Source organism: Protofrankia sp. CiP1_Cm_nod2, assembly GCF_920664355.1.
Classification (GTDB): domain Bacteria; phylum Actinomycetota; class Actinomycetes; order Frankiales; family Frankiaceae; genus Protofrankia.
Genome location: NZ_CAKKTL010000028.1, coordinates 11,479 through 22,138, shown reverse-complemented (window position 1 = coordinate 22,138; position 10,660 = coordinate 11,479). Strand labels below are relative to the sequence as shown.

Genomic DNA, 10,660 nt, shown 5'->3' with positions numbered 1-10,660 from the left:
CCGCCATCCGGTAGCCGAGACGGCTGTCGTGGCCGGTGAACACGCCGAACCGGGAGTTCGTCACCGCCTCGTAGGCGCTGCGCAGCATGCCCTTCACCGCGGTCGCGGGCAGGTGCGGCCGGGTCTCCTCACGGCCGTCGGATGCGGGCACTTTCCGTTCCAGTACCGGGTAGGTGGCGTGCCCGGTGTCCTGGGAACGTTTGAGGAAGGGCGTGTCCAGCAGTAGCAGCGGCGTGCCGACGGTGAGGGTGACGCCGATCGTGCCCGACCAGCGGTCCTCGTGGAGCCGGTCGTGACCGGGCAGGCGGTCACGGTCGGTGGTGGGGACGCCGACGTCGCCGAGGGTCTGGTGCCGTTCGTCGCGGTGCGGCGCCGGGACGAACCCGTACGGGTTGACGAACGCGTTCAGCGGCTCGGGCGGGCGCTGCCGCGTCTCGCCCGGGATGCCGGCGGCGCCCGTCTGCCAGTCCCCGGCCGTGCGCCGGGACGGGCGTGTCGGCGCCATGTGACGTGGGGGCTGACGGGTGACCCGCTGGGCCGCCGGCCGCGGGCGTGTGGACGGGCCGGGCGCGGGGGCCGGCCCCGACCTGTCCCGCGGCGATCCGCCCGGTGGCGATCCGCCCTGCGCTGATCCGCCCTGGGCGGTTTCGGCTCCGGTCGGGGCGGGTTCGCCGCCGGCCGTGTTGGGCGGGGCTGTCACGGAGGCGCCCTTGTCCCGGACGCGCTTGGCCTGGCCACCTGACCAGTCGTATTCGACGGGCCGGCCGGCCAGATCGTCGTCACTCAGCGTGGTTAGCGCTGGGTCGAGGAAGCGGCGGTTGAAACGCCGCTCGCTCCCGCTGTCCTCGATGATGACGAGCCGGCGGGTGCCGTCCGGGCTGGTCTTCCAGGTCATGACGCCGGAGCTGCTGCTCATCAGGTCACCTCCGGGAGAGGGTCGGGTCGCTGTGGGTCGTCGTCGGCTTCGGACCGCTCGGACGGCAGGGCGGAGGCCAGACCGACGAGCCGTTCCTCGGCGACATAGGCGTTGCCGTGCCTGGGCCTGGCCGTCGCGTTTCCGTCGGTTGCCGCGTGTTCGTCGGTCGTCACGTATTCGATGGTTTCCAGGAAGACGCATTCGTCCTCGCGGGGAGCGCGCGGCACCGGCACGTCGAGGAGGCCGATCCGGGCCTCGGCCAGGCGTACCCACAGCGGCCCGCCCGTGGCGTCCGCGTTCCGCGGAACGTCCGAGGCCTGTGATGTGTTCGGGTTCTGTGAGCCGTTCGGACGCAGCGGTCGGCCCCACAGCAGGTACTTGTTGTTGATCCTGTCGATGGCTGTCAGCGGGGCGACGGGCCTGTCGGGTTCGCCGGGCTCATCGGGCTCATCGGGTTCATCGGGCTCGCCGGGCTCGCCGAACAGCCAGCCGGGGGGCTGGCAGAGCGCCGGTGACTCCGACAGGAGCACGGCCGTGCCGAGCCCGTCACGCTCGTGCAGCCAGCGCAGCTCCGCGTCCCGGTTGAAGATCCGCGCTTCGAAGACGGCGGCGGGGCCTGACGTCGGCAGCGGCAGTTCCCGTTCGGTGGACGTGCCGGCGACGCCGGCCCCGTCCGCGAACGAGCGGCTGCCGGGCATGGTCAGCCGGCCGCCGGACAGCCTGGCCACCGTGTACTTCCGCGCGCTCGCCAGCAGTGCCACGGCGTCGCCGATGTTGGCCTGGCGGATCGCGTCCGGCAGCGAGATCTTCGTCGACCTGCCGGTGTGCAGGGTGATGATGGCGGCGGTGTGGGTTGTCACAGCGGCCTCCCGTCCGCGCGGTCCTTGTCGGGGCGCTCCTGATCGAGACGGTCCCGATCGAGGTGGTCCCGATCGAGGTAGTCCTGCCAGCTCCGGGTGTAGGCGGCGACCGCCGGCTCCCGGAGCAGGTCGTCGAAATCACGTTCCGCGTCGGAGAGCCCGGGGAAACCGCTGATTCTGACCGATTCCACGATGATGTCGCCGTGGCCGCGGTTCACGCCGTGGCCGAGCCGGAGCCGGCCGGCTCGCAGGTCCCGCAGGACGAGCAGCAGCAGCGCGAGCGCCGGCCGTGCCAGGCCGCCGCCGTTTCCTTGGCCGCCGCTGCCTGCGTCGTTCCCGCGTTTCGTACCGCTTCCGGCGCTTTCGCCGGCCGTGCCCGCCTGGTTGCCGGAGCCCGCCGGGTCGCCGGAGCCCGCCGGTGCGGTATCGAAGCGGTTCAGCCGTCGCAGGTCGACGGTCAGGAGCAGGTCCTGCCAGGTGACATGGTGTGGTTCGAGGGTGCTATACAGGCGCTTGTCCGCGGCGCCGCCCGTCCAGCGGTCGATGGCGACATGGTCGGCCTGGTCCATGCCGAGCTCCCGCAGGCGCTCCCGGACCTTCGGCGGCACCTGGGCCCGGGCCTTGTCCCACGACCGGGTCGGGCCGCTGTCGGACGGCTTGCTCAGCCCGGTGACGTGCGCGCCGTTCAGCGCGCGCCAGAGATCGGCGGGGATGGCCTGCTCCGAGTAGCAGTCGTCCGCGCCGAGCGCCCCGACACCGCGCGTCGCCCGCGTGCCGCGGCCGTCACCACCAGCGTCCCCGCTGCTGTCCTCGCTGCCGTCGCCGTATCCGTCGCCGCCGACGGCCGTGCCGGCGGAGCCGAACAGGGCGTTCACCGCCGCGAGGTCGTCGAGCTGTTCCCGGAACCGGGCCGACCGCTGCGGCCCGGCCGGTACGTCGAGAGGATGGGCGGCGTCGCGGGCACGGGCGGTCCGTTCGATGCGCTCCGCATGCGACCGTAGCGCGCCCTTGATCGAGCTGCCGGGCAGGACGAGCGCTACCTCGTCGCAGCCGATTCCGCTGACCAGGGGAAGCGCGTCGATCGAGAGCCCGTCCACCGCGGAGCGCACCATCACCGGGGACGTCGGACGCCAGACGATGGTCACCCTGAGTAGATCGGCGTCCGGGTCCCTGCCGCCGAGATCCGTCGGCGTCAGCGCGGCGGGCGCTCCGGCTGGAGCCGCCGCTGCCGCCGACGTCACTGCCGGCGGCCCCGACCCCGACGCTGTCGGTGTCGCCGGCAGCAGGCCGAGGGCGCCGAGCAGGCCGTCCATGCTGTCGAAGCGTTGCTCCACGATCTCCGGTTCGCCGGCCAGGACGACGGAGCCGAGACCGCGGGTGCGGGCCGCGCCGAGCCGGACCCGGCCCCCGGCGAGCGCGAGCAGCAGGGTGCCGAGCATCGCCGTGGCCGGGTCGGCGTCCCGCTCCCGGTAGGGCGACTCCAGGTCGATGCCCAGCCGCAGGTAGGCGCCGCGGGGGAGCACGGCCCGGCCGTAGAGGAAGCCCTCGGCGACGGTCCCCAGCACCCGGTCGATGCCGATGCCCGTGCGGGCCTCGACCCGGGACGGTGGGAACGGGGAGCCGAGATCGGTGCCGGTGGTGACCAGGCCGTCGTGCACCACGATCCGGCTCGTCGAGCCGTCGTCGGAACCGCTGGAGCCGTTGCCGGAGCTCTGCCGGGAACCGTTCGCCCGGGTGGTGTTCTGCGGGACGTTGCCCCAGATGTCGTCGAGGACCAGCCGGTCGGCGATCGAGCGGCCGGCGAAGGCGCGCAGCGCGCCCGCGAGGCTGGTGCCCGGTACGTACAGCCGTGACAGCCCGTCCACGGCCAGCGCCAGGTCGACGGACGGGTCGTCGCCGACGCCTCCGACGTGCAGCGGCGTCTCCAGCCGCAGCCAGCCGTGGACCCGCAGCCGGCGGACCATCGCCCGTCCGGCTCGCCCGGCCCGCCTGCCGGCCGGGGCCGCGGGTGGGACCGGCGGTGGGCCGGCGGGTGCGGCCGGAACCGGTCCGGCCGCGCTGTTCGACGCGGTCATGCCGTCACCCCGTCGTGGAGCTGGCCGTCCGAGGTGGTTGACGGGTCCGCGCCGGCCACCGCCCGGTGGTGGGCGCTCAGACAGCTCGTGACGAGCGTGCGGACCGCCTCCGCCCACAGCTTGGTGTCCTCGCGCAGCTCCCGCGCCCCGTCCTCGGTGATGGTCAGATCGCGGGCTGGGCGGTTCGGGCCGTCCGGGCTGATGCTGATACCGAGCAGCGCCCAGATCTCCGCCAGCCAGGGCGGCGCCGTGGAGCCGGAGGAGCTGGAGGGGCCGGAGTCGTCGTACGGCCCGAGGCCGAACAGCGCCCAGACCATGGAACGCTTCCGTAGTAGCGGGTCGATCCGCTGATACGCCTGCTGGTATGCCTGGCCTGACCAGCGTTCGGCCAGGCGTTTCAGCCAGTAGCCGATCTCCTTGTCCTCCTCCAGCCGGCTCAGGACGGCGCGCAGCCCGCCGAGCTGGGTCGGGTTCACCCGCTCGGTGTCCCTCCCGGCGGAGGTGAGCCCCAGGGCGTTCCGGCGTCCATCAGCGTCCGCGGCGATGGTGGCCGAGGCACGTCGGATGTGCGCCCGCCACGCCTCCCGCTCGATGACCCGCGCGGTCTCGCGCGCGACCGGATCCCGCACGGTGACGACCGGCGTCCGCGGCGGTTCGTTGTTCCGCGGTTCGCTGTCCGGCGGTTCGTTGTGTGGTGGCGGGTACGTTCGCAGCCGGCCTGGGCGTGCCCGCAGCAGCGGGTCGTCGACGGCGAGCTGGCCGAAGCCCTCGGCGGTGCGTTCGCCGATGCCGGCGGCCAGCACCTGGTCGAGCCGCTCGCGGGAGAGCCGCCCGCGCACGCCGAAGGTCAGGACGCTGCCGGCGGTGAGCCCCAGCAGGGTCGGGCGGGGCAGGCCCCAGCTCCGCTGCCACGACTCGGCCCGCCGGACCGCCGTCGCCCGGTTGATCAGCCGCTCGGAGGAGGCGGCCTCCTGGAGCTCCAGGCGCACCCCCAGCCTGGCGCCGAGCTGGTCGGCGAACTCGCGAGGGTCGGTCGACGGGCGCAGCCGCCGGTCCCGGATCAGGACGTCCGACAGCAGCCAGACGATGATCGTCCCATCCTGGATGGCGTCCGCTCCGGTGGCCCGCACGCCCGGTGCTGGAGATGCCGGTGGCGTCGCGGTTGCCGGAGACGCCGTAACCGCTGAGGACGTCGTGGATATCGGGGGTGACGTCCACGGCGTCGGCGGGCCCTCGACCGCCACGGTGACCTGCCCGTAGTCGTCCTTGGCGGAGCGTCCGAGCGCCCACGCGCCGGCGAGCGCGGCGTGCGCTCCCACGGGCAGCAGGCCGGCACGCACCCGGACCTCCGCCCGCAGCACCGACCCGGCGGCGAGCGCTTCGTAGGTGTACAGGCCGACCACGTCCGCCGTGGGCCGCTGCCGCCGGTCGTCGATGACGTTGTGGGTATGGATCGTCAGATTCCGTTCACGGATAGTGATCGTTGGCGGGTTCGGGTCGTCCGACGCGGGCGCTGACGCGGGTCCCGGCACGGGCGCCGCCCCCGGCTCCGGCGGTGCCGTGCCGACAGGCGCCGTGCCGACAGGCGCCGTGCTGACACGGTCGACGGGTGACGCACCGACATAGGTGCCCTTGTACGCCCTGGGTGCGGCGCCCGCTTCCGATGTCGTCTCGACCAGCCGGTTGACCGCAGTGGTCTTGTCGTCCTTCGCGTGGAACCAGGTCCGGGGCAGCGGGCGGCCCCGCTCGCCGGCCACGTCGACGGTCGCGTTGGTCACGACGAGGTCACCGGCGCGGGCGAGCGCGTCGGGATCCCATCCGCCGGCCGCCCCGCCGGCCGCCCCGCCGGCCGTGGCCAGCCGCCGGAGGACGCCGGGCAGCAGCACCGATCCGGGCACGAAGTCCAGCGACCGCACGGCGTTGCCGATGGTGCGTTCCTGCACGATCAGCGGTGTGTCCAGATGTATCCGCAGAGCGATGATCTCCCAGTCGGCCCGGTCCGGACGCGCTGGGTCGCGCGGGGCCGCCGGCTCCTCGGGCACGGCGGGGACGGGCGGGGCGACACCGTCGCGCGCCCGCAGCCAGGCTGCGACGTCTTCCAGCGTCGGCAGCGGCGCCGGCAGCGCTGGCAGCGGCGCCGGCCCCTGGGCCGCGACGGATCCGGCTGGGGCCGCGACGGGTTCGGCCTGGGTGACATCGAGGCGGCAGCGGCCCGCGCCCCGCCGGCGCTTGCCGCCGACGGACTCCACCAGCCGCGCCCCGAGCAGCAGCACCGCGGCGGCCGCCCACCGGCCCTCGTCGTCCAGGCCCGCCTCCCGGCCCGTCCCATGCCCCGCCTCGTCCGGACGGGGGGAGCCCGACCAGCCCGCGAGCGTCGCCCGCGCGGTCAGCTGGACGCCGCAGCGCGCCATCTGCTCGAACCGGAGGAACTTCTCCGCCGCCCGCCCGGTGTCCGGGTCGATCTTCACCCCGGGGCGGACGAACGTGGCCGCGTCACGCAGTGCACGCCGGCTGTCCGGGCGCAGGGCCGCCGCGAGCGCCGCCGGATACCGTGCCGGCCGCACCGACAGGGCCGCCGGGCGCGGCTGTTCCTCGCTGGGCGGGCCGCCCACGGACAGGGCCGGCTGGCTGCCGAACAGGAACTCGACCCAGGCGTGCCAGCCACCGGTCGCGCCGGTCGGCGCGGCGGGGGCGGGGAGCGGGGCCGGGGAGCTGTCGAGCGCGGCGGCGGCGAGCTCGCAGGCGTCCCGCCAGACGCCGGTCAGGGTCTTGCCGGGCACGAACGGCAGGCCGTCGTGGTCGGTGTTGACCAGTTTGTTGACCCCGCCGGGGATGCCCAGGCCGGTGCCGCAGTGCCAGTCGCTGTCCATGTGCAGGGTCAGCTCGAGAGTGAGGCCGCCCGCCGGGTGTGTGCCCGCCGGGTGTGTGGTTGTGTCGTACGGGCCTGTCATGCCGATGTCCCCGTCGTCGTCGGCTTGCCGTCCGCTCCCGCCGGGAGGCGGTGGCGGTCGTCTCGCTGGGTGTGGTTGTGCCGGGCCGGGAGGTCGCCCATGAGCTGGACCGCGTTCATCGCGTCGAGCAGCCCGGTGACCGGCGGTCCGGTGACCTGGTGCGGCTGCCCGTCGAGCAGTCCCTGATCGCTGATCCGCCAGAACAGCGATTCGTCGCCGCCAGCAGTGGCCGTGCCGGCGGCGGAGCCGTCGCGGGAGCCGGAGCTGTCGCGGGAGCCGGGGCCGTTGGGGGAGCCGGGGCCGTTGGGGGAGCCGGGGCCGGCGAAGAGATCGAGCCCCCGGTCGCGGTAGCGCGCCAGCAGCTGGCGGAACCGGCCGTCAGCGGCGTCCTGCCCGAGGAACAGCGCCTCCCGCAGGTCGTGCATCTGGCTGGTCGGCAGCTTGCGGTCACCCACTTCGGCCGTGCCGTCGAGTCCGTCGGTTCCCTCGGCCGGGCCGAAGGCGGCGGTGAGCGCGGCCACGCGCCGGGCGAGGTCGTCCCAGTGGCGCCCCACCGTCCACGGCTCACGCATGTCGCGGGTGACCACGTAGGGCTGCGCGTACAGCAGGGCCCGCAGTTTCCGCCGCCTGCACGGGTCGGGTTCGGCCGCGATGTCGGCCGCGCCAGGCGCGACCTGCATCCGGTCGCGCAGGTGGGCCGGATCGCTGCCACCGCTGTCGTACAGGACGTGGAAGGAGAACGCGGACGCCCGTGGCTGGAACCGGGGCCGAATCCGGGGCTGCCGCGGTTCCCCGGGCGCCGACGGTGACGCGCCCGGTTCCGCGGGGCTGTCGGAGCTGTCGGGGCTGTCGGGGCTGTCCGCGGGCGGCTCCTGGCCCACCGAGTACAGCTTGACCGTCTTCTTCGCCTCCTTCGTCAGTTCCTCGGCGAGGTCGTAGGCGGCGGAGAACGGGAAGTGCGGTTTGACGACGGCCACCCCGGCGCAGGCGGTGAGCCCGTCCGGAGCCTGCGGCTGGATGACCGGGTTCTCGCGGGTGGCTTTCTCGAAAGCGACGAGATACGCCTCGGTGAAGGCCAGCGAGACGGAACCGGTGCAGACCACCGTGAGGTCGTCACCGCCGAGCACCAGCGGCAGCACCGGTACCTCACCGTCGACGGCATGGCCGTGGGGGAGCACCTGCCGGCAGTGTTCCAGCGCCTCGCGGAACGCCTCGCGGGTGCACGCGTCGACGGCTTTCGAGAACGGCCCGAGAGCGTCGGCGTAACGGTCGCTGGTCGGCGTGTCGCCGTCGCCCGTGGTGCCCAGGCCGGTGAACAGCTGGCCGAGGCTGTTGCCGTCCGCGTGGATGACGGCGACCCAGTCGGGCACGCCCTCCAGATGATCGGCGATCTTCTCTAGTTTCTTCGACGGGATGCCGGCGTCGCCCGCCAGCCGGCGGAATCCGGCGTCCCTGGCTTCCCGCTTGGCTATGGACGGGCGGGCCCGGGGCTGCCGTGACCGCGGGCCCTCACCCTCCCTGATCACGTCGTGGGCGGGCAGGCCGCTGGCCGCGCACTCGTCCACGATCGGGATGCGGGGGAAGCGGCCTGCCGGGCCGGGCCGGTCAGCCCGGACCTGCGGCAGTGCCTCGTGGACCTCGCGGCAGCGCCCGGCGAGCAGGCTGACCGGCCGCTGGCCCGGCTCCAGGTGGACGCCGTCCCAGTCGAACCCTTCGCCGACCACGCCACACACGTCCAGACCGGGAGCCTCCCGCAGCGCCCGTGTCGTCACCCTGCTGACCAGGGCTCTTCCCCTGTCCGGGTCGCGGACGACCACCTTGGCGCTGCCGGCCGCGGCCACCAGAAGCTGTGCGTCCCGGCCGGCGGAGATCTGCCAGTCCCGCCCGAAGCCGGGGAACTCGGCCCGCAGCGCGTCAAGCGTCCAGCGCTCGAGCCGGTAGATGAGCTCGGAGGCGCCGACGTTCTCCCGCCGCTTCGTGGTCTCGAAGATGAAGCTCTGGTTCCCCGACGTCTCGATGAGGACGACGTGACAGGTGACGCCCATCTGCTGGTCCTTCCGTGCGCTCCGCGTGTTGCCGTGCCCGGTGTGTCGTCCCGGCGCCGGGACGACGGCTGCCCGTCCACTCACCCCTGACGGACGAAGCCCGCGGCTGGGTTTCAACCCCTCCGGGGACGGCCTCCACCTACCTCTGACGGACGAGACCGGCAGGCCCGCGTCTGGCCGTTCCAAAGTAACCGTGCTTGCTCCAGGTAAACGGCGCTCGGGTCCCGTAACCGCCGGCCCCGCCCCCGGAAAGCGCCAGGACCGGGACCGGCGGTCCCCGTCCATACCTGACGGACGACGTAGACGACAGGCGACGCGGACGACGGGGCGGCTACGGACAGCGGGGACGGACAGGACGACAGGCCGCCTCGTCCGTCAGGGGAAGGTGACAGATCGACCCACAACCGTGAAGGGCGAGACGCGATGGCCACCGACCGCCAGACCATGAGCGCCTGCCGTATCCTCGTCCATCTCGTCGGGGCCGCCGACCTCGGCGCGTCATCCGGAGAGCAGTTCCGGGAACGGCTCGCCGAGCTCGTCGCGGCCGGCCCGGACGAAGCCGGACGCCTGTTGACGACGAGCGTCGACCCGGCGCGAAAAACACCGCTGATCGCGGTGTTCGCGGCCGGCGCCCCACAGTACGACCGGGTCGTTCTCGTTGTTACCAGGCCCCGTGCCGGCCAGCCCGCTGATTCGGGCCAGACACTGTCGCTCGGCGAAGCAATCAAGAAGCTGCTGGAATCCGACAGCCTGTACGGCGTCAGTTTTCCACCGGGGGCCGTCGAAATTCTCGAAGCCCACGGACCATATCTCGCGGGGACTCGGCCGGTGATACGCCGGCGGCTGCGAGAGCTTCATGACGCCGGTGTGCCGCCGCACGTCGACATCACTTTCGGCGGCGGCGCCACCAACGCGGCGATGGGATTGGTGATCGGGGCGCTCGAAAGCGAGGTGGAGCCGCATCTGGTGCTCCTGGCCGAGCGTGGTGGCCACCGCATCCTGCCGAGCGAGAAAATACCGAGCGCGAACGAGAACGACGACCGCTGGCTCGTCCGGCACCGGTTCTATGCGTCCATGGCCAGTCATGATTAGGACAATGAAGAGCTGTGGAAGCGCCGCCTCAACCGTCAGATTCTGGTGGCCGAGGGCGTTGGTGGCGCCGGCTGGGACGATACCGGCGAGGAGGAACTGGCCCGGGTCCTGCTGGAACGGATCGACCGGCGGGAGGTGGTCGACGGCATGCTCTTCCGCGCGTGGCTGGAAGCCCGCGTCCGTAACCTCGCGGCCCGGGACAGCGCGGCCGGCGTCGACGCCGATCTTGATGATCTGATCAGGCGTCGCTTTCCCGACCGGGAGATCCGCGCCGCGCAGAAGAAGGAACCGCGGAGCAAGCTGTCCAAAGATGAGATCAGGAAGCTGCGCGCCGCCCGCGCCAAGCGGGAAGTGCCGACATCCGCGCTCGACCTGCTGCTCGAGCCGCGGGTGTGGGACGCCGAAATGGCGGCCAAGGATCTGGTGCACGTGAACCGGACCAATCCGCGGGATCTGGGGATCATCGACCGGTTTCTCGAGACCCAGAGCTATCTGCCCAGGTATGACGAGGAGATCGTGGAGCTCGGTTACCCGCGGTGGCGTTATCTCGATGATCGGCGTGCCCTTATTCTTCTTGCGATGGGCATGGATTCGGTCGAAGGTGACGACCCGCCGACACCCCGCCTGGATGCGCTCATCCAGAAGGCCGCCTGTAAGAACGTCACGCCGGTCATCCGGATTCTCGTGTCCGAAAAGACCGAGCCCGTCGGCCGGCTGTGGG

The 10,660-nt window shown here is 72.9% G+C and carries 6 protein-coding genes and 1 pseudogene; 2 read left to right on the top strand and 5 right to left on the bottom strand.

What is annotated here, in order from left to right:
• The 5 genes and pseudogenes from NBW84_RS05090 to NBW84_RS05070 form a co-directional block, all read right to left on the bottom strand.
• A pseudogene (locus NBW84_RS05090) lies at window positions 1-916 on the bottom strand (hypothetical protein); the annotation flags it as partial.
• On the bottom strand, window positions 916-1,776 hold the full coding sequence (gene csx19 / locus NBW84_RS05085) for a type III-D CRISPR-associated protein Csx19 (protein WP_250282165.1): 861 nt from the start codon (window positions 1,774-1,776) through the stop codon (window positions 916-918). The gene csx19 and the pseudogene NBW84_RS05090, both read right to left, overlap by 1 nt.
• Window positions 1,773-3,740 carry an RAMP superfamily CRISPR-associated protein gene (locus tag NBW84_RS05080; protein ID WP_250282163.1) on the bottom strand — a complete coding sequence of 656 codons (1,968 nt, stop codon included), beginning with the start codon at window positions 3,738-3,740 and terminating at the stop codon, window positions 1,773-1,775. Before NBW84_RS05080 ends, csx19 begins: the two co-directional genes overlap by 4 nt.
• Window positions 3,741-3,847: 107 nt before the next feature.
• A complete protein-coding gene (locus NBW84_RS05075; protein ID WP_250282161.1) occupies window positions 3,848-6,802 on the bottom strand; it encodes an RAMP superfamily CRISPR-associated protein in 2,955 nt (984 codons plus the stop codon).
• The gene (locus NBW84_RS05070) at window positions 6,799-8,847 is read right to left on the bottom strand and encodes a Cas10/Cmr2 second palm domain-containing protein (RefSeq protein WP_250282158.1); all 2,049 of its coding nucleotides are present in this window, start codon (window positions 8,845-8,847) and stop codon (window positions 6,799-6,801) included. The genes NBW84_RS05075 and NBW84_RS05070 overlap by 4 nt, the downstream gene beginning before the upstream one ends.
• Before the next feature lie 423 nt (window positions 8,848-9,270).
• On the opposite strand from NBW84_RS05070, the gene NBW84_RS05065 reads away from it, so the two are divergent.
• Window positions 9,271-9,939, top strand: a complete 669-nt coding sequence (locus tag NBW84_RS05065) for a hypothetical protein (RefSeq protein ID WP_250282156.1) — start codon at window positions 9,271-9,273, stop codon at window positions 9,937-9,939.
• A gap of 45 nt (window positions 9,940-9,984) precedes the next feature.
• On the top strand, window positions 9,985-10,660 hold a 676-nt coding region (locus NBW84_RS05060), incomplete at its 3' end, for a hypothetical protein (RefSeq protein WP_250282154.1).